Source organism: Paenibacillus sp. LjRoot56 (assembly GCF_964253335.1).
GTDB lineage: Bacteria > Bacillota > Bacilli > Paenibacillales > NBRC-103111 > Paenibacillus_E > Paenibacillus_E allorhizoplanae.
The window spans coordinates 646,003-671,089 of the sequence record NZ_CAXURV020000004.1 but is presented as its reverse complement, the minus strand read 5'-3'; the positions used below and the strand labels follow the sequence as shown (position 1 = coordinate 671,089).

Genomic DNA, 25,087 nt, shown 5'->3' with positions numbered 1-25,087 from the left:
CATGAACTAGTAGATTGGTTGCGCTTCCGACTAGTTGGAAGTTCATGGATGACCGCGTGAAATTGGACGATGACCTGACTTTTTAGTAACATGAGAGATATTGATTTACCGTGATGAACTTAAGGTGAGGGGAATACAAATGACGCAATATCCAGAGGCATACACCGATTATTTATGTTACTTTCACGGAGCGCGGGATTATTTCGAATGTCATGAAGTGATGGAAGAGTATTGGAAAGAGCATCCCAAGGATCCAGCAAGATTAACGTATGTTGGGCTTATTCAAATCGCCGTGGGGATGTATCATAGCCGAAGAGGGAATTATGCGGGGGCTGTGAAAATGCTGCAAAGTGCAGCAAATAACCTCCAGTCGGAGGACGTTCGCACGTTGGGACTAGACGATGTGGAGCTGCAAGCGAGAATTGAGCAGGCTTGGCAAGCGATCGGAACCGGGAACTATCTCTTTGAAGATATGAATTTGCCTATATCTGATCCTGAGTTGTTGAATTTATGTTTAGAGTTATGTCAGCTCAAAGGGTGGAACTGGCAAACGCCAAGCCCGATGTCAGATGAGATGATTATTCACAAGCACACGCGAAGAGATCGGTCCGAAGTGATTGAAGAGCGAGCGAGACAACAAGTTATTCGAAAGGAATTAGGTGAAAACCGATGAATTCGGAAGGTAAAATTCTAGTCGTTGAAGATGAAACTAATATATCTGAGGTTGTTAAGTTATATTTGGAGCACTCGAATTATGAAGCCATACAATTGTTTCGCGGTGGTCATGTACTGAAGACCATCATGAACGAGAGGCCAAGCTTGGTGCTGCTTGACATTATGCTTCCAGATATTTCTGGCTACGAGTTGTGTGAGCAAATTCGAAAAATGGATGCGCCTTTTCATCATACACCGATTATTTTCTTAACGGCGAAAGGGGAGTCCTTGGACAAGCTGAGAGGTTTTAATTTGGGTGTAGACGATTATTTAGTGAAGCCCTTTGACCCGAACGAGCTCATTGCGCGGATTAAGGCCGTACTTCGGAGAACTATGCAACCGCCTGCTGATATGACGGGTCCGCAAAGCTCTCCTCGTAAATGGTTGGAAATGGGAAATATTATGATCGACTTAGAGCAGTATCGCGTTACGGTTGGCGGCAATCGTATTGAATTAACTCCTAAGGAGATTGAACTATTGTTTTTCTTAATGAGCAACCCGGGGCGTGTATTTACACGTGAAGATTTACTGGGGTATGTGTGGAATTTTGATTTTACGGGAGGCACACGTACCGTTGATGCGCATGTGAAGAACCTAAGGAAGAAGTTAGGCCAGCATGAGACTTGGAATATTCAAACCCTTTGGGGGATTGGGTACTCGTTTGAGGTTGTACAGCATGTTTAAGCGTTGGGTCATGGGGAAATACAATAGCTTATATATTAAAATTTTCCTCTCTTTTCTCGCGACCTGCGTGCTTTTTTTTATTGCGCTTTTCGTGTTTTGGAATTCTTATTTTACGGATCTTTTCTATAAGGATAAAATCGAACTTCTTGAAAAAAGAAATACAGAAATTATCCGATTATTGGATTCCGTTCAGGATGGCACGATTTCTACACGTGAGTTGAAATATACGGTTCGGATTTTAGCTAGAAGCATTAATGGACAAGTCTGGCTCGTAGATGACAAAGGAAACATAGCAAATGGTTCTTCAGATAGTGAAGGAAGAGCGATTCCGAAGCAGATGGACACTTTATTCATTGATGGTCTGCACGGACGTTCAGGACATAGCATGATAAGTCTAGAAACGCCGGATGGGAAACGAAATTTATTTGCCTACTATGCGCCCTATCAATTGAATGAACAACCGATGGTCATCATTCTTCATTTCCCTGCAGGTGATATTAGTGAGGTCATCTCTGCAGTGCGTCTTAACCTCTGGTTACCTTTGCTGTTTTCTCTCATCGCAGTTGGCATTATCCTGTTCGTAGTTTCCCGTAAACTTGCAGGGCCACTGCAACAAATGAATCGTGCAGCTTTAGAATTAGCTCATGGAGATTTCAAGACGCGTGTTCCTGTCAATTCACAGGATGAACTTGGGCAGCTGGCTAGAAGTTTTAACTTTATGGTGGAGCAGTTGGAGGAGTGGGAGGAGACGAGGCAGGAGTTTCTAGCTAATGTCTCTCATGAACTCAGATCACCTTTGACATCCTTACGTGGTTTCATCGTTGCCATGAATGATCATATTATCCCCCAAGAGAAATATCCGCATTATTTACATATTTGTGATCAAGAGGTACAGCGGCTGCAACGACTTGTCACAGATCTTCTGGACCTTGCTCAGATTCAAAATGGGGTGGATGTATTTCGATTACGTCCAGTTGACATTATCGAATTAGTTGAGGACTCACTCGAGTTATTGAAGCCTGCTATTGTGGAGAAGAACATTTCATTGCATCTCATTTTGCCTGACGAAAATACGGATGGTTGTTTCGTGCAATTAGACCCCGATCGATTTGCCCAAATCATTCGTAATTTAATGTATAATTCGTTGAAATTCACCCCTGAAGGGGGCACTTTAACTGTTGCATTAGAAGAGCATCAGAAAGAAGTCCATCTGTATATTAGAGATACAGGAACTGGGATGACGGAAAGTGAGTTATCACGAATCTGGGATCGATTCTATAAAGCGGACGAAGCTCGAACATCCGATTCGGATGCAATTTCGGGAACAGGGTTAGGACTGACCATTGTGAAACATCTGGTCACGGGAATGAAAGGCAAGGTTTCCGTTCGCTCCCGAATTGGGGAAGGTACGGAGTTTCGCATTGTTTTTCCAAGAAATCTTGAAATGTTCACAAAGTTGTCACAATAGTATCATACTTCATACACATTTTTCACCTATCCTTTTGCTGATGGATAGGTTTTTTTGTGGAGGTGTATATTGGATGAGCATTCGTACACGCAATATTTTGCTGTGTGTGATCCTCACGACCTTCTTGTTAGTCGGTTGTACCAAACAGGATATTGGACAAACCGAATCCTCTTCAACTGGGAACCCGACTATGCCTGCTTCCACCCAAGTCTCGCAAGAGCTCCCTATGGCTGAAGATGTACAGAATGCAACAGAACAGCGGCTGGTTATGCTATTTCAAGGGTTAATCGTGATGGATCGACAACCGTTATTAGCATTGACTGCAGAGCAATCTCGATCCATTTTGCCCATCGTACGCAAAAGTGAAGAAGAAGGCAGCATTGACGAATCCGAACGTAAAGCCGTCATCCAAGTGTTAACGAATGAACAGAAAGCTTATTTGGATGAACAATCGAAGCAATTGAAGCAACGTATCGCGGAACGAGTGAAAACTCACAGGGAAGCGTTAACGGCGGCGGAGAGGGAGCGATTTGTAAACGCTTTCGAAAAAAGGAGGAAGTCTGAGCAGCGGGTTGAAGCTGGTGTGACAGAGCAGGTAAACAATGTTGTGCCATCTCTGGACATACGAGGAATGGGGACCAGTGTTGAAAAGCAATTAATCGAATTGCTGATCTCGAAGTTGTAAGGTCATGTACAAGCGTACAAATGCTAAGGGGGAAGTAACAGAATGAAATTTTTTCGCAGTAAATGGTTCATTTTGATTGTGGCAATTCTCGTTTGCGCTGGTGGTTCCTATGCGTATCTAACGAAAGGGAAGAAATCGAAAGCAGCAGTGGCCAAAGAAGTTACGGTTGATGTTAAAAAAGGAAACATTCGCTCCTCCGTTTCGGGAACAGCTCAATTTGAGCCCAAAGATACCCAAACCATTTCGTCGACGGAAAATGCTAGCATCAAATCGATTAACCTGACACGTAATCAAGCGGTTAAAGCGGGCGATGTGCTTATCGAGTTGACAAGTTCAAACTTGGAAAACGATCTTCAAGATGCCAAGGTGACTTATGAGCAATTGGAGAAAGATTTGAATACGAAGCAGCAACAAAAAGGAATAACAGGCGTAACGGCACCAATTAGCGGGAAATTAACGTATGCCAATATTGATGTTGGTGCAACGATTAATAAATCAACGAAAATCGCCACGATTGGCGATGCAAGTACACTAACAGTAACCTTGCCATTTTTTGTGGAGGATGCTGCACAACTACATAAAGGCGATACCATTGACATAACGGTTGATGGTTTCATGATCACCAAAACAGGAACGATAGCGGCCATTTCCAAAGACCCGAAATCGGATGGTAAGGGTGGTAAGCTTGTCGATATCGATATTCAAATTAAGAATGATAATTCCATGGATGCAGGATTGAATGCAATGGGATCTGCAACGATTGGCGGACGTACGGTTGATTCGCAAGGGAAAGCCGCATTACAGTACGTACAAATTGCTACAGTACTTGCAGGTACGACGGGCAGTATTTCCACAATGCCTTTCAAAACAGGTGTAATTGTACACCAAGGTGATCTGCTTGCCTCCTTCCTAAATGATACCTTAGACGATGATATAACGACGGCGCAAGCTGCGCTAGAACGTCAGAAGTTGAAAGTGGATGCGGCACAAGATCGCGTTACAGCATTGAAAATTCTAGCTCCTTTCGATGGCGTATTCTCAACAGATTTCGTGAATAAAAAAGTGGATATTCTTAGCAACTTCAGACCGGGAACAAGGGTTACAAGCGGGACTCAGTTTGGTACTGTAGCAAGTTTTGCCAAAATGCAGCTTCCTGTGCAAGTGGATGAGCTTGATTTACCTAATATTAAAGTGGGGATGAAAGCGGAAATTAAGGTTGACTCTTTCCCTGGACGCACATTCCCAGCAGAAGTGACACAAGTTTCTACGGTTGGTACAACAACGAACGGTGTAACGTTCTACGATGTTATTTTAGCCACCGAAAATAAAGATAATGTGTTGAAATATGGGATGACGGCAACAGGTGAAATTTTGATTCAGGATAAAAAGGACGTGCTGTATATCCCGCCTGAAGCGCTTCAGCTGCAACGAGGTAAACGTGTTGTAACCGTGAAGAAAGCGGATGGAACATCTGAACCTGAACATGAAGTGAAAATTGGTATTCGTTCGACAACACAAATTGAGATCACGGATGGACTTAAGGAAGGCGATAAAGTCGTATTGCCTGCGGCTGTTAGAAGACAGCAAAATCTAAGTACAGATGAGATCAATCGCTTAAGACAGCAATTCCAGCAAGGCGGCGGAGCCGGTGGCTTTGGCGGTGGTGGAGCAGGTGGCTTCCAGCAAGGTGGAGCAGGTGGAGCTGGCGGAGCAGCAGGTGGTAATGCTGGAGGCGGAGCTGCACAGCGTACTACCGGTGGTGGTAATGCCGGTGGCGGTAACAGATAAGGCTGCCCTGAAAGGAGCTATTTCTTTGATGAATATCATTGAACTGAAAGATATAACGAAAACGTACAGACGCGGTGATGAAGATCTTCCCATTCTGCGTAACATATCGTTAACTGTTGCTGATGGAGATTTCGTTGCCATTATCGGTCCCAGTGGTTCCGGCAAGTCGACACTGATGAATACGATCGGCTTGTTGGATGTTCCTACATCAGGTAGCTATACCCTGGACGGCGTCGTTACTGAGCGTATGAGTGATAATGAACTGGCAGAGCTTAGAAATCAGAAGATTGGCTTTATTTTCCAACAATTTAATCTGCTTCCAAGACTAACCGCGATGGAAAACGTTGAGCTCCCGATGATCTATGCTGGCATTGCTAAGAAAGAGCGTAAGGAACGTGCGAATGCGATGTTGAAAATGCTGGGCATGGGAGAACGTGGTCATCACCGGCCAAGTGAGCTGTCAGGCGGTCAACAGCAGAGGGTAGCCATTGCACGTGCATTGGCGATCTCACCCTCGCTGATTTTGGCAGATGAGCCGACAGGTGCTTTGGACTCGCGTACAGGTGAGGAAGTGCTGGAGCTTATCCTGCAACTGAATGCACAAGGTAACACCATTGTTCTCATTACGCATGATCATCATATCGCGGATAATGCAAAGCGTGTCGTTGCCCTCCGCGACGGCGTCATCGTGGATGATTATCGGAATGACACGAAGAAGTCGCTAGTGCAGCAAGAGGTGAGTGTATGAAGGTAAGTGAACTGATCCGGATGTCGCTTCGGACGATCATTTCAAGTCCGCTGCGTACATTCCTGACCATGCTTGGCGTTATTATTGGCGTAAGCTCAGTTGTCACACTCGTTTCCATCGGACAAGGAACTTCGGAAGCTATTGCGAAGCAATACGAGAACATGGGAACGAATTTGCTCGTCGTAACGGCGACGGGGAATGGGCGTGCGACACAGCTCAGTTATGATGACTTAATGAATTTCGAGAATTTCCCAGAATTCAAATCCATTGCGCCAACGATGTCCAAGAATGGTTCTAATGTCAAATATGATCGCACGCAAGAAAAATATAACGTCCTTGGAACGAATGACCGCTATTTCGACATCATCAAAGCAACCATCGACAAGGGTCGAAATTTGTCGCCGACAGACCTTGAATTTCGTTCGAATGTAGCCATTCTGGGCAGTGAAGTCACGAAGAAATTTTTTGGGACATTGAATCCAGTTGGTGAAAATATCAACATTGATGGTGTTGTTTTCAACGTGATCGGTACACTTAAGGAAAAGGGATCCAATATTGGAGGAGCTTCTGTAGACAGCTCAGTTATCGTGCCGTTAGAATCTGCTAGACGTCAATTCAAGCTGGGTCAAATTCGAACAACGTATGTCGAAGCACCTACGAAGGATGATATTTACACAGCGCAAGAGACGATGAAGCAGTACCTGACGTATAAATTCAAGAGCGATACTGGATTTGTATTAACGAATCAGGACGAGTTGTTGAAAGCACGGACTGAAGCAACGAATACACTTACGAATCAATTAGTGGCGGTTGCCTTGATTTCCTTGCTCGTCGGTGGAATTGGAATCATGAATATTATGTTAGTTACAGTAAGTGAGCGAACACGTGAAATTGGGATTCGCAAATCAATTGGGGCTAAGCGTCGTAATATTTTGCTTCAATTCCTAGTGGAAGCGGTCGTTATTAGTGGTATGGGTGGTTTAATTGGACTGCTGCTAGGCATCGGATTCTCATATGCTTTACCATATTTTAGTCCGAAGCAGTCGACCAGTCTTTCCTTTAATGTAGGCCTTTATTCTTTCTTATTCTCTGTATTAGTCGGAGTGGTTTTCGGTTTATATCCGGCAAACAAAGCATCTAAACTGCGTCCGATCGACGCATTGCGTTCTGACTAAATGTAACTACAAGGAGGACTCCCAGTGATCCAACAACGTAAGATGAAACGACTGCTCAGCCGTTCGGCTTTATTGCTAACCGCTGCAAGCTTTTTAACACTTCCTTTGGCAACATCAGCTTTCGCTGGCAAGGAAGGTGTATTTCTCAGTGATTCCGTCTATTTTACTCTGGACAAAGTGTCGTTATCGGTTGGTGCCGAGGATGGTTCGCTTCGTTTCTCATTAGGCTTGAACAATCATAGTGATGGTATCGTCGATTTCAATAATTATGGCGTAAAAGTCATTGATGCCAATGGCATTACGTATACTGCGAAGCTCAATGAGAAGGTTGTTGCACGTGTGAAGGCAGGAGAAACGGGGACGTTTAAATTTACGTCAGAAGTTCCGAACAATCTGACACCTTCCGATTTGAAGGTTGATATTTTCCAATGGAATAATAATTCGACATCTGATATCGGTGCGCTTTCTGTCGAATCTGCGATGGTCGAAACAGGTCAAACGTTGGAACAACAAGCCGTTATTAACTTAAAAGAGATTGATACGACGCTCGCTGAAGAAACGTTAGTTACCGCTAAATTAGGAAAAAGCTATAAAGTGTACAAAGATGGCGTGTGGATGGTCTACACGGATCTGACTCTGTCTAACGAAAGCAGTGCCAGTGTGAAGCTGCCAGATGGACTAGAACTCAATTTCCAAGATAGCAAAGGGTTGACGTATGGCGCTCAGTTTGTAGCTAATGTAGGTGCCTTGCTTCCTGATCAGCCTGTGACAGCGACGCTTCAAGCAGCTGTTCCCGCTACACTGGATACGAGTAAATTATCATTGCTGTTCTCGCCTAAAGGAAAAGTGAAAACGACACTTCTGGGTACACTGAATGCAGCTAAAACCTTCTCAGTTGGCCGTCTCAGTGACAAAATTGCCTACCCGAATAAAGATGCGAGTGATGCTTTGAACGGGCTAGTTATGTCGACCTCATGGGCATCAGCTGTTCAGCAAACAGATGGGTTACATGTGCAAGCGAATGTGACATTGACGAACGAAAGTGATGGCATTGTTACAGTTCCTAACTTGACTGGAGAATTCCAGGCGAGTCGTAGTAATGTAGGTGTGACATCGAGCGATAATGCCGTTCGTTCTGCTTACTTATCTCCGAATGAGTCGACGACGTTCCATTTCCAAGGTGTTGTACCCGCTTCACTTAATGCAGAAGCGTTACAACTGGTCGTACTGGAGAAGCAAAGCGCGGCTGCCTCCACAACTACAGGAGCAAGCACAGGAACAGGAAATGGATCAGGAACAGGAACAGGTGCTGCAGGTAACACGGATAATTCGAAGCAAGTAGCATCGCTGCCCGTTTCCGTGACTTCACTTGCAGGTGCAGGTGTTGCTGGCGAAGCGACAACTTATGCTGCTGCGTCAGCGTATAAGATCGGTGAACCATTTAAGCTAGCCTCGACGAATAGCATGGATTCGAATATGGACATGTCGCTCGTTGAACTAGGAATGAGTGTGAACACAGACTTCGGGTATAAGACGGTAGTTGCGAAGTATAAACTAACGAATAAAAGCACGACAACATTGGCTTTGCCTGATTTCCAAACCGATCTGACGAATGAAGATGGCTACACCTATACAGGTGTGCGTCAAACCAATGTGGCCAAAAACATTGCACCAAACACGAGCTATGTGTTGAATTATTCTTACATGGTGCCAGATAGTGAGGATGCAGATAAACTTGCACTAAATCTCTATGATACGAACCGTTTGGCAGTTGGTTCATTTAAAACGGAAGTGCAGCCAATCCCAGAGACGGGACCAATCTCTGTGTATCCATTTACGATCGACTTCGACGATTACTCGCTTAGCGCTACGTATAGCAAAGATGGGTCCTATAGTTATCGTTTGCGATTAGATCTAGATGTTCAGCGCCAAGCACAAGTCATCACAGATGCGAATTTCTCTTCACTCGTTTTTGAGGTTGTAGATACCGAAGGACGCTTACTGAGCTCCAAACCAATGACCTTTACAGGTCAGCAAAGAATATTGTCTGGCGTTCAGTTCCTCGAATTTACCAATATTAGATCTGAGCAACTGAATACAGGCTCCTATTTCAACATTTATGAGGTTATCTCTACTCCGAATGGTGAAGCGAAACGCTTGATCCGTACGATTAAGCCATAACGACAAATAAAAAAGAGTAGGTCCAGTTAGAATTGGATCTACTCTTTTTCTTTTTTATTACACCTCTGATGCAGGCGGGTATGCCGCGTCAACGAGATCTAAACGACCTGTTTCTGGGTCGATGATCAGACCATGTACGGGTAAATTTTTGGGAAGTAAAGGATGATTCCGAATAATATTAACACTTTTCTCGATGCCATCGCGCACATGCTCGAAACCAGTGAGCCAGCGTTTTAGATCAATGCCAGCATGTCCCAATGTTTCAATGACATCGTCGGAGATGCCTCTTTTTTTTGCGTTGGCAATGACTGTTTCCGAGTTAAGTCCTGTCATACCACAATCATAGTGTCCAATGACGAATACTTCATCGGCATCCAGCTGGTAAACGGCGACGATAATACTACGCATTAAACTTCCGAAGGGGTGAGAGATAATGGCGCCAGCATTTTTAATGATTTTGGCATCTCCATTATGAAGATTCATCGCCTTTGGAAGTAATTCCACAAGTCGCGTATCCATACACGTGATGACAACCATTCGTTTGTCAGGAAATTTCGTAGTCAGAAACTCTTGATATTGCTTCGTTTCTACGAAATCCTTGTTGTAGCTTAAAATCTCATTAATTAAAGACATGGGTTTCCCTCCAGGTAAGTTGATGTGCTGCATGTCTATGTTTGTGCAGCTTTATCGTTTATCGACTAAGCTCATACCCGCATTGTAAATCTGATTATTACTCTTCAGTATATAGGATTTGTTGCCTTCATGGAAGTCGATTTTCATGTTGTCCTCGAAAAAGATCTCGTCCTTCGCTTTAAATATCAAAGGAAACGTATCGGTTACAGCGGAAATATCATCACCATTAGCCTCAGAAACCAACCATAGGGTAGGTACGCCATTCACGGAGCAGCCACAGCCTTCTGTATCAAAAACGAGCTTAATTAGGGTGTTATTTTGCTCCATCCAAGGCGTTAATCGTTGTTTAGCTGTATCGGTAAATGTAATGTTCATAAGGTCATCTCCTCACTTCGTTGCACAACAAACAGAATGTTGAATAAATGCTAGTCCTTATTCTACCACATTCAGATCGAAATTTGATTCTAACTCTCGTTGGAAGTATGATATTTATGAAACATTTGGGAGGAGATGAGCACATGAGTGTTAGTGTTGGTAATGCCAAATTGGCATCGTTCAAAGCTTATGTTCGTAAAATGAAGCAGTACGAAGAGGCGATCTCTTTGATCTATTGGGACATGTGGACAGGTGCTCCAAAAAAAGGGATCGAAACACGTTCTGAGGTTGTCGGTGAGCTCTCCACCGAGGTATTTCGAATGTCTACATCGGAAGAGATGGGCGACTATGTTAATTTCTTCATGCAGCCGGATGAGCTAGAGCAGTTAGATCCCATATCCCGCAAAATGGTGCAAGAATGCAAAAAAGAATACGATCGCAGCAAAAAAATTCCAGCTGACAAATATCAAGCTTATGTCGTGTTAACGTCTCAAGCAGAGTCCGCATGGGAAGGCGCGAAGCATAATTCGGATTGGGCGTCTTTTCAGCCATATTTGGAGAAAATCGTGGCGGCTACACAGGAGTTTATTGAGCTGTGGGGCTATGAAGGGCATAAATATAACACCTTGCTGGATATGTACGAGCCAGGGATGACCGTTGAAAAGCTGGATGAAGTATTCGGTACCCTTCGAGAAAAAGCTGTGCCACTCCTTGCAAAGATTAGTGCTTCAGCGAATCAGCCGAATCGTTCCTTCTTAGATCAACAGTTTGATATTGGGAAGCAGAAGCAATTCTCGCTTGCTATTTTGAAACAGATGCAATATGACTTCGACGCTGGCCGTCTAGACGAGACGGTACACCCATTTGCGACAGCGTTGAACCCAGGCGATGTGCGGATTACGACGCGTTACTTGCCAAATGACATCACATCAGCCCTATTCGGAACGATTCATGAAGGCGGACACGCGCTGTATGAGCAAAATATTTCTACTGACCTCGTAGGTACGAATCTCTGCTCTGGTACTTCGATGGGGATTCACGAGTCGCAGTCCCGCTTCTGGGAGAACGTCATTGGCCGCAGCAAACAGTTCTGGGATCGCTATTACGGTGAACTTCAGACGACCTTTAGCGGGCAAATCGATGAGGTTGGCGTAGACGATTTCTATCGTGCGATTAACCATATCGAGCCATCCTTGATCCGAATTGAAGCGGATGAGCTTACGTACAACTTACATATTATGATTCGCTATGAGCTGGAAAAAGGGCTATTCAGCGGCACGATCGCTGTAGCGGATTTACCTGCGGCGTGGAATGCCAAATACGAGGAGTATTTGGGAATTACGCCTCCGAACGACGGCGAAGGTGTCCTACAGGATGTACACTGGTCTGGCGGTGCGTTCGGTTATTTCCCATCGTATGCGCTTGGGAACATGTACGCGGCACAGTTCACGAACACGCTTCGCAAAGAACTGCCTAACTTTGATAGCTTAATTGCTGAAGGCAACCTAACACCGATCAAAGAGTGGTTGACAGAGAAGGTTTACCAGCATGGTAAACTGCTGACACCGAACGAAATCATTCAACAAGTAACGGGCGAGCCGTTGAATCCGGAGTATTTGGTCGCGTATCTGGAAGAGAAGTACTCCGAAATCTATGGCATTTAGTAATTACAGAGCTCAATGTTTTTATTCATAAGAGTGTGAGATAAAACAGCTTTTTCTGACGGTTTTTTCGTCGGGGGAAGCTGTTTTTTCGTGTCGCTACTTGTCTTTCATCTCTATCTTACGCTCAACGACCCACCAACTATCAACTATTGCTTCCTTCTATCCGAACATCAACAGTTACTCCCTCATTCAACTTCTCACTCATGATAAACTTTTCTTCCTTTCGAGTGGAGGATTGCGATATGCTCAAAACCTCATTCAATCCCTCGACATGTCTTCGTGCACACGCACAAACACCGCAGCATCTTCGTCATAAATCCCAAATTTATTCAACTCCATTAGCTTTTCTGGAAGAACCATTAACCGACGTCTGGGCTCCTGCATAGGATACATTACAATTCAAATCGGAGGGACGTCCTATGAACAATCGGAAAAGATGGGGATTCACATTATCCGTCGTTCTGCTCTTAAGCTTAATCGCTTCAGCGTGTGGAACCAAAACGGAAGAAACAACGAAGGTGCGCATTGGTGAGGTGACGCGTTCCTTGTTCTATGCACCGCAGTATGTTGCGCTATCACAGGGCTTTTTCAAAGATGAAGGGCTCGATGTAGAGCTGACAACAACACCTGGTGGAGACAAAACGATGACCGCGCTGCTCTCGAATGCGATTGATGTCGCACTCGTTGGGTCAGAAACATCGATTTACGTGTCACAACAAGGCTCGGATGATCCAGTTATTAATTTTGCACAATTGACCCAAACGGACGGCACTTTCCTAGTTGCTCGAACAAAAGTCGATAAGCTGGATTGGAATGCACTCAAAGGGAAAGTGTTCCTTGGTCAACGTAAAGGCGGCATGCCGCAAATGGCAGGAGAGTTCACGCTGAAGAAGCACAATATCGACCCGCAGAAGGATTTGCAGTTAATTCAAAACATTGATTTTGCGAATATCGTATCGGCATATGCTTCGGGAACTGGTGAATACGTACAGCTTTTCGAGCCGCAAGCATCGATCATTGAGAAAGAGGGCAAGGGTTATGTACTTGCATCCTTCGGAGTCGAAAGCGGACAGTTGCCTTATACCGTGTTTATGTCAAAGCAAAGCTTCATAAAAGCCAATCCGGCCACCATTCAGAAATTCACGAATGCGATTCAACGGGCGCAGTTATGGGTTGCCGCGAAGAGCGTAGATGAAATCACGGAAGCGGTATTGCCTTATTTTAAAGATATTGATGTAGCGATTGTGAAAAATGTTGTGAAACGATACAAAGATCAGGGCTCTTTCGCAACGGATGGCATTGTGGATGAGAAAGAATGGAATAACTTGCTTGACGTGATGACATCAGCTGGAGAGCTGAAAGAGAAAGTGGCATGGAGCAAACTGGTGAATAACACTTTTGCAGAAAAAGCGAAATCAACCGTTAAGAAATAATCTCATGTACGAACTACTCAACGCAGGATGAAGATAAGAGGAGGTTAGGTGCCATGGACACAGCTGTTCAGGTCGGAGATGTCACACAGGTTTACGTAACTGAGGAGCGGGCAACGCTTGCCTTACAAGGAATATCGTTTGACATAGCGAATGGCGAGTTCGTCAGTCTGATTGGACCTAGTGGTTGTGGCAAAACTACCCTCTTATCCATCATTGCGGGACTCCTTCCACCGACGTCAGGCCGGATAATCGTGGCAGGGCATCACGTACAGGGGCCATCGCCTAAAGTGGGTTACATGCTGCAGCAGGACTACTTATTTCCTTGGCGGACGATTGAAGCTAATGCTTGTATGGGACTGGAAATCGCAGGCATTCTGACGAAAGAGAAGAAGCAGGGGGCGCTTCACTTATTGGAGGAAATGGGTCTGCTAGCTTTCAAAGATTATTATCCTGCGCAGTTGTCTGGCGGGATGAGACAGCGTGTTGCACTTGTTCGAACATTGGCAACAGAACCTGAGCTGCTACTATTAGATGAGCCTTTCTCGGCACTGGATTATCAAACGAAGCTGCAGCTAGAAGATTTGGTTGTAGAGACGCTGCGCGCCAAGAAGAAAACAGCGATTCTGGTCACGCATGATATTTCAGAAGCGATTGCGATGAGTGATCGCATTATCGTACTGGCTCCGAATCCAGGGCGAATTCGCAGGTCCTTCCTAATGCCAGAGGTGGTAAGGGCAGCTGTGCCATTTGAAGCGAGAGAATTGCCTGAATTTCATGCATTATTTCGGCAAATTTGGCAGGAGTTTGGGGGTGTGCAGCATGGATAATCACGATAACCACCAGCGCATCCAAACCAATCAACAGGATGAGACATTAAAGCAGGACGTACATCAGCGTTTTCTGAAGGCGAGGAAGAGAGAGACGAAGTGGGTACGACTTTTTCAAGCGGCCATTTTACTTCTATTTTTATCCCTATGGGAGATTGCCTCACGTTTGAAGTGGATTGATGTCCTGCTTTTTAGTTATCCGACCAAGGTACTCGCACTACTCTGGGAGAAACTGCTAGACGGTACGCTGCTTCCACATGTAGCGGTCACAGTAGAGGAGACGATTATTGGATTTTTCTTGGGGACGATCATGGGTACAGCTTTAGCGGTTGTGATTTGGTGGTCGCCATTTCTGTCGCGTGTGCTGGATCCTTACATTGTCGTGCTGAATAGTATGCCTAAGGTTGCACTGGGTCCTTTATTTATTGTCGGATTTGGTCCTGGCTTGCTCTCGATTATCGCAACAACACTGTCGATCACGGTCATTATTACAACGCTTGTCGTTTATGGCAGCTTCAAGGAAGTGGATCATAACTACGTCAAGGTCGTAAAATTATTTGGAGGCAATCAGCGTAAGGTATTTCTCAAAGCGATCTTGCCATCCTCTTTTCCTGCTATCGTTTCTACGCTGAAAGTCAATGTAGGCTTGGCCTGGATCGGCGTCATCGTTGGCGAATTTTTAGTGTCCCAGAAGGGGCTGGGATACTTAATCATATATGGTTTTCAAGTTTTTAATTTCACCTTAGTGATATCTACCCTGTTCGTAATCGCAATCGTCGCAACGGTGATGTATCAGCTCGTAGCCAATTTAGAGAAAAAATTAACGAAGCATCGGTAATCAGGAAAGACTTGCCACAGCCCTATGCAAAATGAAATAATGAGCCCATAGAAAAACCTGTAAAAGAGGTGAAACACTATGGGCTTTCGTGTGCTCAAAACAGCCATTGCGGTCATAATCGCGATGTATCTGGCGTATATATTAGGGGTTCATACGCCTGGAGCAGCGGGGCTTCTTGCCATTCTGGGCATTGAAGTGACGAAGAAGAAAGGCATCCAAAGTGCCTTGCACCGTATCGCGGCATCCATTCTGGCACTACTCATCGGTTCGGTCTTATTTAACCTGCTTGGGTTCCATATTTGGGTCGTTAGTTTATTTATTCTTATCGTGTTTCCAGTTCTAGTTCGGCTCCGGATTACCGAAGGGGCTGTAACAGGCGCGGTCGTCATGCTGCATCTTTTTGCTTATGAATCAGCGGACTGGCCGACAGTATTTAATGAACTCATCTTGCTAGTTATTGGACTGGGTTCAGCTACTCTTATCAATATTGCTTATATGCCGAAGGCTGATGCCGCACTTATCGCTCATAAACAACAAATAGAGGGATTGTTTTCCGACATTTTTGTCAATATTGCGAAGCATCTTCGGGATAATACGGTGATTTGGGATGGGAAAGAGCTTCTCGAAGTCAGTGAGGAAATTGAACGCGGGGCAAGCTTGGCGAAACGGTCAATGGAGAATACGTTGTTGTTTGGTTGGGATCCTTACTGGCGCGTGTATTTCTACATGAGAGGCGAACAGCTGGAATCCATACATCGGATGATTGATCTCGTTGCCGGGGTGTATCAGACCTTGCCACAAGGAGAGTTGGTTGCTGCGATCTTCGAAGATATTAGCCAATCTGTGAAGGAAGACTATTATACAGGGGAAGCAGAGAAAGAATTACAAGAGCTGAATGCTCGTTACAAGGGAATGCCATTGCCCGAGACTCGAGAAGAATTCGAAGTGAGATCAGCGATTTTACAGCTTAACAGAGAGTTAATGCACTACTTAGGTATTGCCAAAAAGCAAAAAAAACACCGACCTGAAGCGGGTTGACTCTGACAGATATAAGTATTTTTGAATCTCAAAAATAATATAAAATAATTGTCACTCTAGACTACTGTCCTGCATACACTTGTAATGAATGATTGTATGGAGGAGGTTGAAAGGATGTCATTAGATAAAGATTTGCAATGCAGAGAGATCATTACAAAGGCTGTCTGCGGTAAAGGTCGCAAATTTTCTCATGTAAGTCATACCGTGACTCCGCCTTATTCTCCAACCAGTATTTTGGGCGCTTGGATTATTAATAACCAATTCGAGGCTGTCCATTCTGGAGAGGGCGTAGAGGTAGTTGGTACTTACGATATCAACATCTGGTATTCTTACGATCGTAACACCAAAACAGACGTAGCAAAAGAAACCGTATCGTATGTAGAAATCGTTGGACTAAGCTACTTGGACAAAAAACATAAGCCGACGACAGCCGAAGTATCAGCTGTCGCGACGCAAGAGCCGAACTGCGTAGAGGCCAGCATCTCTTCAAGCGGCGACAGCGTCATCATTCGGGTGGAACGCGAGTTTCAAGTTGAGCTCATTGCCGAAACGAAAGTCTGTGTAGTCGTTTGCACCAACGGCTGCAATGACTTCGACGACAAGCACGTGGATTTCGATGACAGTGGCGATGGTGATTTTGAGGATCTGGACGCCGATCTGCTCGAGGATGAACTGGATTAGGGGATCTTATACGCCATTATATGCGGGCTAAAGAGGTTCGGCAGAGGGCATTTGCCCTCTTTTTTGTTGTATTCGCACATTTGGGCATTCGCGTATATAAAGCGCCAGGAGCAGTGGTAATAGGTGAATAGGAGGTGTTAGAATGGAAACCTTCTTCCTGCACGCACAGGAGAAAGACGCAAAGGAGCTGGCCGAACGAATCCGTATTCCGAGTGGAACCAATCTTCCGGTGGATTGGCAAGGTCAGCTCATCATTCATTGGGGAGCTGCACATGATGAATATCCCCAGAAGCTTGCTCTGCAGCCCATTAAAGCGATCATGCGCGCTCAGAATCGAAGGAAGCGAGATGCGCTGTTACAACTTCACGGTATGAAAACGATCACCTCACAGTCAGTCTCCTCAAGAGGGAAAAGGGAACCCGTGCTTTTTACGCATAAATATAAAGTAGCTGTGTTTCATCTCCAAACACTTCTTATTTATGAGAAAAAGGAGACGGTCCTGCTTTCGGAGAAGTCCTTGCAGCATCAAAGACAAGTGAATGTGAATGCTGCTTACATAGAAGTGGGTCCAGCACAAATCAATTTCCACTCTCGGAGGGCGAGCCGAGAATCCGTCAAAGCGATCTATGCCCTTGGCTTAGATTATGGCCTCGTCACCATTGGCATCACGCCGACGGGGCATACACTCGTGCTGGATGTCGATCCCGTTCCGAAGCTGAACGGGAGATTGGTGCAGCTCTTCGCGCAAGCGATCGATCAATACGATCAATCACTTGCGAAAGAGCTGGAGCGCAAAGAGCGAGCAATGCTCGGCTGCGATCCGGAGTTCCTGCTCGTGAACCCGCAGGGCAAGGTCGTCTTCGCCGACCGCTTCCTAACCCGCGATGGCGCCGTAGGCAGCGATGCTATCGTGCTAAGCGGGCATCGCGTGATTCTGCCGCTGGCTGAGCTGCGCCCGCAGCCTAGCGTGGACCCGCTGCAGCTCGCAAAGAACGTGCGTGTAACCATGGGGCTTGCCGCACGGAAGATCACAGACCATAGCCTCGCCTGGTGCTCGGGTGGCATGCCCGTGCGCGGCTACCCGCTGGGCGGTCACCTGCATTTTAGCCGCTGCTGGATGAATGGGCATCTGCTGCGTGCGCTGGATAACTATCTCGCGCTGCCGCTGATCTTGATCGAGGATGAATCGACGCGTGGTCGGCGACCACGATATGGCTATCTTGGAGACTTCCGTAAGAAGTCGCATGGGGGGTTCGAGTACCGGACGTTGCCGAGTTGGCTGGCCTCTCCCGTCATCACTCGCGGTGTATTCGCATTGGCTGCGCTGATCGTGAATAACTACTTGCGATTAACGCGGAAGCCACTGCAAGAACCTGATATCCAAGCCGCGTATTACAGTGGTGATAAGCGAAGGCTAAAAGATGAAGTAGAGAAGCTATGGAAGGACTTGGAGCAACTCAAGGGGTATGAGGTCCATGCTGGATTGTTGGAAGGTCTTCGATCACAAATCACTTCCATGGTGTCGTGGAACGAAATGGCGGACATTCGGTTCGCTTGGAAAATTGCACCCGGGGTGCTGAAAGAAGCTTTTGATGAAGGAATCATGTTATAATAGATTATCTATCGCATCATAGAGTTAGGGATATTTACGAGATTAGTAGTAGTTGGAAATTGGTTGGAAAATGAATGGAATGTGAAGGCTGTACACGAATTTCGTTGTTCTGCTTGCTGGGCCATTATTGGGTATGCCGCAAGCAGAATGACTTCTATTAAGTTGTGTACGGATGAAAATAAGAATGATAGTTTCAAAGAGTTCACCTTAATAACGGAATAGGTTGGAGGAACACAAGTTGGCTACATATACGCCGATGATTCAGCAGTACTTAGCCGTGAAGGCACAAGTTCCAGATGCTTTTTTATTTTTTCGTCTGGGCGATTTTTATGAGATGTTTTTTGAAGATGCCATTAATGCGTCCCGCGAATTAGAGATTACGTTAACAGGCCGTGAAGGTGGCGGTGAAGAGAAAATCCCGATGTGTGGCGTCCCTCATCATGCGGCGGACAACTATATGTCCCGCTTAATTGAGAAAGGCTACAAAGTTGCCATCTGTGAACAGGTGGAAGATCCTGCTGAGGCCAAAGGCGTTGTACGCCGAGAAATCGTACGGATCGTTACGCCAGGTACAGTGATGGATAGCAAACTCCTTGGAGAATCCGTCAACAACTATATTGTATCTTTGGTCAACCAAGCGGATGGATATGCATTTACAGCCTGTGATATTTCAACAGGGGAGCTTTACACAACGAAACTGGCTAATTCCTGGGAGCTCGTCGTTGATGAGTTAAATGTCTATAATCCATCTGAAATTGTTACCAGTGAAGTGCTGCTGACAACGATTCGCGAGTCTGGTGCTGCGTGGGGCCGAAATATGGTGCTAACGGAGTGGAGCAGAGCGGATGAAACCTTGCTTGATGAGCATTTTGCAGAAGATGCCGCGTTATCAAATTTATCTAGCATCAGTCGACAAGGTGTTGCTACATTGCTTGCTTATTTAAAAGAAACGCAAAAAAGAGCACTAACGCATGTGAAGCACATTCGCATCTATGAACCTGATCAATTTATGACGATGGATCCGTTTACTCGTCGAAATTTAGAACTCGTTGAAACGGTTCGTGAGCGTGCGAAAAAAGGGTCGTTATTGTGGCTTTTGGACAAAACGGTAACTGCCATGGGTGCGCGAATGCTGCGCCGTTGGATCGAGAAGCCACTTATGAATGTGGCGCGGATTGAGGAACGATTAGAAGCTGTCAATCTGCTCTACAATCAATTGATTGTGCGAGAAGATGTGAAGCAAGCCCTGAAGGAAGTCTATGATTTGGAGCGTTTGGTCGCTCGAATCTCCTATGGCAATGCCAATGCTCGCGATATGATCGCGTTGAAGCACTCCTTGCAGCAAGTTCCGATGCTGCAGCAGTTATGTGCCACGTCGGGATCCGAAACGCTGCGGAAGCTCGTTGAGAATATGGACGTCTGTGATGATGTCATGTCCTGGATTGCCAATGCGATTGAGGACGAGCCACCTGTTTCTATTCGTGACGGAGGAATGATTCGCGAAGGCTACCAACCTTACCTAGATCAGCTTCGTGAAGCTAGCAAGAACGGGAAGCAATGGATTGCCGAGCTGGAGCGTCAAGAACGAGAAGCTACTGGCATTAAGTCGCTCAAAATCGGCTATAACAAAGTGTTCGGTTACTTTATCGAGGTCACGAAAGCCAACATGTCCGCCCTGCAGGAAGGGCGCTATGAGCGTAAACAAACGCTTGCGAATGCGGAGCGATATGTGACGCCAGAGCTCAAAGAGAAAGAAGCGCTTATTCTGGAAGCGCAGGATAAAATGATTGATCTGGAGTATGAGCTGTTCACGGAGCTGCGCGACCGGATTTCGAAGCATATCTCCAGATTGCAGAAGCTGGCGGAGGTTATTGCCACCGCCGATGTGTATCAATCGCTAGCGACGGTCAGCGCGGCGCATCACTTCCGCAAGCCGGAGATCGGCGAAGGCTTCGATCTTGAAATCGAAGACGGACGACACCCCGTGGTGGAGGCTGTCATCCAGGACGGCTCGTTCATCGCGAACGGGACGAGCCTGCTTCAAGAGCAGGGCCGCATTCTGCTCATTACCGGGCCGAACATGGCCGGTAAGAGTACGTATATGCGGCAAGTAGCCGTGATCTGCCTCATGGCGCAGATCGGCTGTTTCGTACCTGCAAGCTCCGCGCGCATTCCGGTCACGGACCGGATCTTCACGCGGATCGGAGCTGCAGATGATCTGATCGGCGGGCAGAGTACATTCATGGTCGAGATGATGGACATCCAGGTCATGACAGAGAAGGCGACGAGCAGAAGCCTTGTCATCATTGATGAGCTGGGCCGCGGCACCTCGACAGGGGAAGGCATGGCGATCGCTCAAGCGGTCATTGAATTCCTTCACGATCGGATCGGCTGCAAGACGCTCGTGTCGACGCATTTCCATGAGCTCGCCCATCTGGAAGAGAGCCTTGTGCATCTGCGCAATCACTGCATGGCCGTGAAAGAAAGCGGCAGGCAGGTGACCTTCCTGCGCAAGCTCATCCCTGGGGCAGCTAGCACGAGTTACGGCATCTACTGTGCCGAAATCGCCGGGCTGCCAGACGCGATCATTCAGCGCTCGTATGCGCTGCTGAATGGCTTTGAAGAGCGCGCGGCAGCGTCAGCTGTACCGAAAGCAGCAGCGACCGCTGCCGTTGCCACAATTGCACTTCCCGTGGCAACACCGATCCGGCAACTGTCCCTCTTCGAGGAGGACAGTCCAGCTGATGTTGCCGTCAAGAAGAAACCTGACGGCAAATCCCAACTGGTGCTTGACCAGTTGAAGGGCATTGATCTCATCAATATGACGCCACTACAGGCGCTCAATTTAGTCTATGAATGGAAGCAAAAACTGCAGTAAACCAAGGTTGCTTGTTTCAGTTATTTTTAATCGCACACTTCATAACTTGACTTTAGATCACTACTGGAACGGAGATATGTATATGAGTTTCTCACCCTTGAATAATAAAGCAGTTAAAGCAACTCTGGCACTCGCATCGGCTCTAGCCGTCGTTATGCCTGCAAGTGCCATGGCAGATGAGGATCTACAGACCGTTCTCGTACGAAAGACACTTGTCGAAAACCATGTGAGTGGCGTTTCCCTAGAGGCTTTGGCAAATCAGAACATTGAGCAGATGATTGCTGGTTTGAAAGATCCGTATACGGTACTCTTCACACCTCAGGATTACGGTCAATTCTCGAATAGCCTTGAAAATAGCTTTGAAGGCATAGGCTGTGTTATTGGTCTTGATGACCAAGGTGTATATGTGTCGAGAACAATCCCAGGTTCCCCGGCAGAATTAGCTGGGTTGCAGTCTGATGATTATATCAAAGTTGTGGATGGCATGGCTGCTTCGACAACTTCAATTGATGCTGTTCGGAGTAAAATTATTGGCGTCGCAGGTACCATAGTAAAGGTGACCGTACTTCGCGGGGATAAAGAAATAACGTTCGAACTTACTCGCCAAGCTGTAAATTCCCCGGAAGTGTACAGCAAAAGTTTTGCCAATGGCGTGGGTTACGTACAAATCACGGACTTTTCAGATGAAGCTGATGAAGAATTTGACAAACAACTAAGTGCGCTGCAAGCCAAAGGACTGAAGTCATTAATTCTAGATGTTCGTGATAATCCCGGTGGTTATCTAGAAACGGCTCGTAATATTGCCAAGCATTTTGTAAAAGATGGCGTCCTCATTCATACCCAGAACCGTGATGGTGTGGATGATCCTGTGACTTTTCAAGATGGAAGTCCGCTGGGGATTCCTGTTTATATTTTAGCGAATGAGAATAGTGCAAGTGCTTCAGAGGTACTTTCGGGTGCTTTACAGGACTACGGAGTTGCGAAAGTGATTGGTATGCAAACATTTGGTAAAGGGAGCGTTCAGCAGCTCTTTGAGCTTCCAGATCAAAGTGTTTTGAAGGTCACAGTCGAAGAATACTTAACACCCAAAATGCGAAAAGTGAACAAAGTAGGCATTACACCGGACTTGAAGGTTGATGGCGTTTCGGCACAGCTTATTACAGCACTTCATGAAACAGGTATTTCAGATATCCAAGTGTCGTTTACCAAACATAATGTTACGTATAACGGTGTTGACGTTGGGTATGGCTTCGGCAGCTTCAGTGAAAAAGGTAACTTCTATGCTTCGGCACGTGGGCTAGCTGCTCTTATCGGGGCCAAAATTACATGGAATGATCCGAATCGTACGGTAGATATCACGGATAGCAAGGGAACGCATGCGTTTGCCATTGAATCCGATAAGCTGATGCTTGTAAACGGTATGAGTTACGTCAATGTCGATGTATTTGATGATTATTTTCCACAGTTGAAGGTCATTCACCAAGGGGAGAACGTTTCTATACAGGCTACAAAGGGGAATTAAGACGATGGGAAAAATTCAGCTCTTAAGCGAGCATATTGCGAACCAAATTGCAGCAGGTGAAGTGGTGGAGCGGCCTTCATCGGTCGTGAAAGAGCTGGTTGAGAACTCGGTTGATGCGGGGAGTACCCGTGTTGACGTCACGATTGAAGAAGGTGGCTTAACCTTAATTCGGGTATCCGATAACGGCTCAGGCATGGCTCTTGAGGATTGTGAATTAGCTTTCCAGCGGCATGCTACGAGTAAAATTGCAACGAGCAAGGATCTGTTCTCGATCCGTACACTAGGCTTCCGAGGCGAAGCCTTGCCAAGTATTGCTTCTGTCTCCAGGCTTGAGTGTGTAACAAGTGCAACGAATGATGGGTTAGGACGTAAAATCACCATCGAAGGCGGCACGATTCGTGCTGTGGAAGAAACAGCCGCATCGCGAGGAACAGAAGTGACAGTACGTGATTTATTTTATAACACGCCTGCTAGATTGAAATATATGAAAACGATCCAGACGGAGCTTGGGCATATTTCCGATTATTTATATCGACTTTCGCTTGCTCATCCAGGCATTGCTTTCACCTTGAAGCATAATGGCAATGTATTGCTCCAAACGTTAGGCAATGGGGATCTACTCCAAGTCATTGCCGGCATATACGGCACGGCAATTGCCAAGCAAATGCTTCCACTCCAAGTGGAAAGCTTGGATTATACGATCTCGGGCTTCGTCGCCAAGCCCGAAATGACACGCGCGAATCGCGGTGGCATCTCGACCATCGTCAATGGTCGGTATGTGCGTAACTTCGCGCTGAATCAGGCCCTGCTGCAGGGGTATCACACCCTGCTGCCGATCAATCGCTTTCCCGTTGCTGCGCTGCACATCGGGATGGACCCTGCGCTCGTGGATGTCAACGTACATCCATCCAAGCTGGAGGTCCGCTTCAGTAAAGAAGCGGAGCTAACGGCACTGATCGAAGCCGAGGTGAAACGGCTATTCGGCAGACAAGTGCTGATTCCTACAGGAGTCAAATCGTCATCAGTGCCGAAAGGCGCTTACGTTCAGGAACAATTGGAACTCACACGTACCGTGGAGCCGCCAAAAGAAACTCGAAGTCCGTCGATGGAGCTCGATGCGGAATTTTACAAGGATCATAAAGATGCTGAGGATTTGAAAGATTCGAAGAGTTTGCATGCAAGGAATGGCTTGGAAGCATCGAATAGCTTGGATGGCTTAAATGGTTTGAAGGAATCAAGCTCTAACCAGAGGACGGATGACACCAAGTGGTTGCCACCTCAGATTAAAGAAACGGCTCCTGACTACCGTCAGGCAGCGCCATTTCCTTCCACGCCACCTTCGCAAAAGCAGCCGTCTGACGTGACTTATTCGAGAACTGTTCCACCTTCCGATAGTGGATTTGCGTCGAAAAAAACGACAGCAAATACTCAGAGCTACATGCCTGTACGTGATTCAGCATTTCGAAACACCTCCATTCAACAGCAACGTCGCACGAATGAGGCATTTATGGATTTGATGCCTTCGAGTGAGGATAGCGATGCACCTAAGCTCCCAACGTTTCCTCGTTTAGATCCGATTGGACAGATGCATGGCACCTATTTGATTGCGCAGAATGAAACCGGCTTGTACTTAATTGATCAGCATGCAGCACATGAACGCATCAATTATGAATATTTTTATGAGCATTTTGGCAATCCTGCTGAGGCGAGCCAAGAATTGCTCGTTCCGATTACGCTGGAATTTACTCCGTCTGAAGCGGGTGTTATTGCGGATAAGCTTGCCTTATTTGAACAAGTTGGCGTGTATATGGAAGCCTTTGGTGGTAACACGTTCCTTGTACGTGCGCATCCGCATTGGTTCCCATCAGGAGAAGAGAAGGGCATCGTCGAAGAGATGTGTGAGCTCATTATTGCTGATCGCAAAGCGTTGGATATCGCCAAACTGCGCGAGAAGGCAGCGATTATGTGCTCGTGTAAGGCTTCAATAAAGGCTAATCAAAGCCTCAGTATATTGGAGATGGAGACATTAATTGATCGTCTCGCGGGCTGTCGAAATCCCTATACGTGTCCGCACGGGCGACCGATCGTAGTAAGTTTTACAACCTATGAGTTAGAAAAAATGTTTAAGCGAGTGATGTAACCC

20 protein-coding genes are annotated in these 25,087 nt (G+C 46.2%); 18 read left to right on the top strand and 2 right to left on the bottom strand.

The features are described 5' to 3' along the window. Positions 1-139: 139 nt before the first annotated feature. The 8 genes from ACSQ8O_RS28895 (at position 140) to ACSQ8O_RS28860 (ending at position 9,443) form a co-directional block, all read left to right on the top strand. Complete coding sequence (locus tag ACSQ8O_RS28895; RefSeq protein ID WP_436244496.1) at positions 140-673, top strand: DUF309 domain-containing protein; 534 nt, start codon at positions 140-142, stop codon at positions 671-673. Next, positions 670-1,398 (top strand): response regulator transcription factor, encoded by a 729-nt coding sequence (locus tag ACSQ8O_RS28890; protein ID WP_056620831.1) that lies wholly within the window; start codon positions 670-672, stop codon positions 1,396-1,398. Before ACSQ8O_RS28895 ends, ACSQ8O_RS28890 begins: the two co-directional genes overlap by 4 nt. Beyond that, the gene (locus ACSQ8O_RS28885; RefSeq protein WP_436244495.1) at positions 1,391-2,866 is read left to right on the top strand and encodes an ATP-binding protein; all 1,476 of its coding nucleotides are present in this window, start codon (positions 1,391-1,393) and stop codon (positions 2,864-2,866) included. The genes ACSQ8O_RS28890 and ACSQ8O_RS28885 overlap by 8 nt, the downstream gene beginning before the upstream one ends. A gap of 73 nt (positions 2,867-2,939) precedes the next feature. Beyond that, entirely contained in the window at positions 2,940-3,551 is a 612-nt protein-coding gene (locus ACSQ8O_RS28880) for a hypothetical protein (RefSeq protein WP_436244494.1), read from the top strand. A 42-nt stretch (positions 3,552-3,593) separates the two neighbouring features. After that, positions 3,594-5,339, top strand: a complete 1,746-nt coding sequence (locus ACSQ8O_RS28875) for an efflux RND transporter periplasmic adaptor subunit (RefSeq protein ID WP_436244493.1) — start codon at positions 3,594-3,596, stop codon at positions 5,337-5,339. A 28-nt stretch (positions 5,340-5,367) separates the two neighbouring features. Beyond that, positions 5,368-6,087: an ABC transporter ATP-binding protein gene (locus ACSQ8O_RS28870; RefSeq protein WP_436244492.1), complete on the top strand. Its 720-nt coding sequence runs from the start codon at positions 5,368-5,370 to the stop codon at positions 6,085-6,087. Beyond that, a complete protein-coding gene (locus tag ACSQ8O_RS28865) occupies positions 6,084-7,262 on the top strand; it encodes an ABC transporter permease (RefSeq protein ID WP_436244491.1) in 1,179 nt (392 codons plus the stop codon). Before ACSQ8O_RS28870 ends, ACSQ8O_RS28865 begins: the two co-directional genes overlap by 4 nt. 24 nt (positions 7,263-7,286) lie before the next feature. After that, the gene (locus tag ACSQ8O_RS28860) at positions 7,287-9,443 is read left to right on the top strand and encodes a hypothetical protein (protein ID WP_436244490.1); all 2,157 of its coding nucleotides are present in this window, start codon (positions 7,287-7,289) and stop codon (positions 9,441-9,443) included. Between the two features lie 57 nt (positions 9,444-9,500). On the opposite strand, the gene ACSQ8O_RS28855 is transcribed toward ACSQ8O_RS28860, so the two are convergent. After that, on the bottom strand, positions 9,501-10,076 hold the full coding sequence (locus ACSQ8O_RS28855) for a beta-class carbonic anhydrase (protein ID WP_436244489.1): 576 nt from the start codon (positions 10,074-10,076) through the stop codon (positions 9,501-9,503). 51 nt (positions 10,077-10,127) lie between these two features. After that, the gene (locus ACSQ8O_RS28850) at positions 10,128-10,451 is read right to left on the bottom strand and encodes an iron-sulfur cluster biosynthesis family protein (protein WP_436244488.1); all 324 of its coding nucleotides are present in this window, start codon (positions 10,449-10,451) and stop codon (positions 10,128-10,130) included. Between the two features lie 143 nt (positions 10,452-10,594). Here ACSQ8O_RS28850 and ACSQ8O_RS28845 point away from each other — a divergent pair, with 143 nt between their 5' ends. The 10 genes from ACSQ8O_RS28845 (at position 10,595) to mutL (ending at position 25,084) form a co-directional block, all read left to right on the top strand. Continuing rightward, on the top strand, positions 10,595-12,115 hold the full coding sequence (locus tag ACSQ8O_RS28845; RefSeq protein ID WP_436244487.1) for a carboxypeptidase M32: 1,521 nt from the start codon (positions 10,595-10,597) through the stop codon (positions 12,113-12,115). A gap of 419 nt (positions 12,116-12,534) precedes the next feature. Then, positions 12,535-13,548 (top strand): ABC transporter substrate-binding protein, encoded by a 1,014-nt coding sequence (locus ACSQ8O_RS28840; RefSeq protein ID WP_173119318.1) that lies wholly within the window; start codon positions 12,535-12,537, stop codon positions 13,546-13,548. Positions 13,549-13,601: 53 nt separating this feature from the next. Then, complete coding sequence (locus ACSQ8O_RS28835; protein WP_436244486.1) at positions 13,602-14,375, top strand: ABC transporter ATP-binding protein; 774 nt, start codon at positions 13,602-13,604, stop codon at positions 14,373-14,375. After that, positions 14,368-15,213, top strand: coding sequence for an ABC transporter permease (locus ACSQ8O_RS28830; RefSeq protein ID WP_436244485.1), 846 nt, complete (start codon positions 14,368-14,370; stop codon positions 15,211-15,213). The genes ACSQ8O_RS28835 and ACSQ8O_RS28830 overlap by 8 nt, the downstream gene beginning before the upstream one ends. Before the next feature lie 78 nt (positions 15,214-15,291). After that, entirely contained in the window at positions 15,292-16,251 is a 960-nt protein-coding gene (locus tag ACSQ8O_RS28825; protein ID WP_436244484.1) for an aromatic acid exporter family protein, read from the top strand. A 114-nt stretch (positions 16,252-16,365) separates the two neighbouring features. After that, positions 16,366-16,932, top strand: a complete 567-nt coding sequence (locus ACSQ8O_RS28820) for an outer spore coat protein CotE (protein ID WP_056620858.1) — start codon at positions 16,366-16,368, stop codon at positions 16,930-16,932. A gap of 142 nt (positions 16,933-17,074) precedes the next feature. Then, positions 17,075-18,544, top strand: a complete 1,470-nt coding sequence (locus tag ACSQ8O_RS28815) for a putative amidoligase domain-containing protein (protein WP_436244483.1) — start codon at positions 17,075-17,077, stop codon at positions 18,542-18,544. Positions 18,545-18,782: 238 nt separating this feature from the next. After that, the gene (gene mutS, locus ACSQ8O_RS28810; protein ID WP_436244482.1) at positions 18,783-21,422 is read left to right on the top strand and encodes a DNA mismatch repair protein MutS; all 2,640 of its coding nucleotides are present in this window, start codon (positions 18,783-18,785) and stop codon (positions 21,420-21,422) included. 82 nt (positions 21,423-21,504) lie between these two features. Continuing rightward, positions 21,505-22,944 (top strand): S41 family peptidase, encoded by a 1,440-nt coding sequence (locus ACSQ8O_RS28805; RefSeq protein WP_436244481.1) that lies wholly within the window; start codon positions 21,505-21,507, stop codon positions 22,942-22,944. A gap of 4 nt (positions 22,945-22,948) precedes the next feature. Then, positions 22,949-25,084 (top strand): DNA mismatch repair endonuclease MutL, encoded by a 2,136-nt coding sequence (mutL, locus tag ACSQ8O_RS28800; protein ID WP_436244480.1) that lies wholly within the window; start codon positions 22,949-22,951, stop codon positions 25,082-25,084. The last annotated feature ends 3 nt before the right edge of the window (positions 25,085-25,087 follow it).

Bases quoted from the DNA above. Each gene is read 5' to 3' on its own strand.
- ACSQ8O_RS28895 (WP_436244496.1), top strand. From the start codon at position 140: ATGACGCAATATCCAGAGGCATACACCGATTATTTATGTTACTTTCAC.
- ACSQ8O_RS28890 (WP_056620831.1), top strand. From the start codon at position 670: ATGAATTCGGAAGGTAAAATTCTAGTCGTTGAAGATGAAACTAATATA.
- ACSQ8O_RS28885 (WP_436244495.1), top strand. From the start codon at position 1,391: ATGTTTAAGCGTTGGGTCATGGGGAAATACAATAGCTTATATATTAAA.
- ACSQ8O_RS28880 (WP_436244494.1), top strand. From the start codon at position 2,940: ATGAGCATTCGTACACGCAATATTTTGCTGTGTGTGATCCTCACGACC.
- ACSQ8O_RS28875 (WP_436244493.1), top strand. From the start codon at position 3,594: ATGAAATTTTTTCGCAGTAAATGGTTCATTTTGATTGTGGCAATTCTC.
- ACSQ8O_RS28870 (WP_436244492.1), top strand. From the start codon at position 5,368: ATGAATATCATTGAACTGAAAGATATAACGAAAACGTACAGACGCGGT.
- ACSQ8O_RS28865 (WP_436244491.1), top strand. From the start codon at position 6,084: ATGAAGGTAAGTGAACTGATCCGGATGTCGCTTCGGACGATCATTTCA.
- ACSQ8O_RS28855 (WP_436244489.1), bottom strand. From the start codon at position 10,076: ATGTCTTTAATTAATGAGATTTTAAGCTACAACAAGGATTTCGTAGAA.
- ACSQ8O_RS28850 (WP_436244488.1), bottom strand. From the start codon at position 10,451: ATGAACATTACATTTACCGATACAGCTAAACAACGATTAACGCCTTGG.
- ACSQ8O_RS28845 (WP_436244487.1), top strand. From the start codon at position 10,595: ATGAGTGTTAGTGTTGGTAATGCCAAATTGGCATCGTTCAAAGCTTAT.
- ACSQ8O_RS28840 (WP_173119318.1), top strand. From the start codon at position 12,535: ATGAACAATCGGAAAAGATGGGGATTCACATTATCCGTCGTTCTGCTC.
- ACSQ8O_RS28835 (WP_436244486.1), top strand. From the start codon at position 13,602: ATGGACACAGCTGTTCAGGTCGGAGATGTCACACAGGTTTACGTAACT.
- ACSQ8O_RS28830 (WP_436244485.1), top strand. From the start codon at position 14,368: ATGGATAATCACGATAACCACCAGCGCATCCAAACCAATCAACAGGAT.
- ACSQ8O_RS28825 (WP_436244484.1), top strand. From the start codon at position 15,292: ATGGGCTTTCGTGTGCTCAAAACAGCCATTGCGGTCATAATCGCGATG.
- ACSQ8O_RS28820 (WP_056620858.1), top strand. From the start codon at position 16,366: ATGTCATTAGATAAAGATTTGCAATGCAGAGAGATCATTACAAAGGCT.
- ACSQ8O_RS28815 (WP_436244483.1), top strand. From the start codon at position 17,075: ATGGAAACCTTCTTCCTGCACGCACAGGAGAAAGACGCAAAGGAGCTG.
- ACSQ8O_RS28805 (WP_436244481.1), top strand. From the start codon at position 21,505: ATGAGTTTCTCACCCTTGAATAATAAAGCAGTTAAAGCAACTCTGGCA.
- mutL (WP_436244480.1), top strand. From the start codon at position 22,949: ATGGGAAAAATTCAGCTCTTAAGCGAGCATATTGCGAACCAAATTGCA.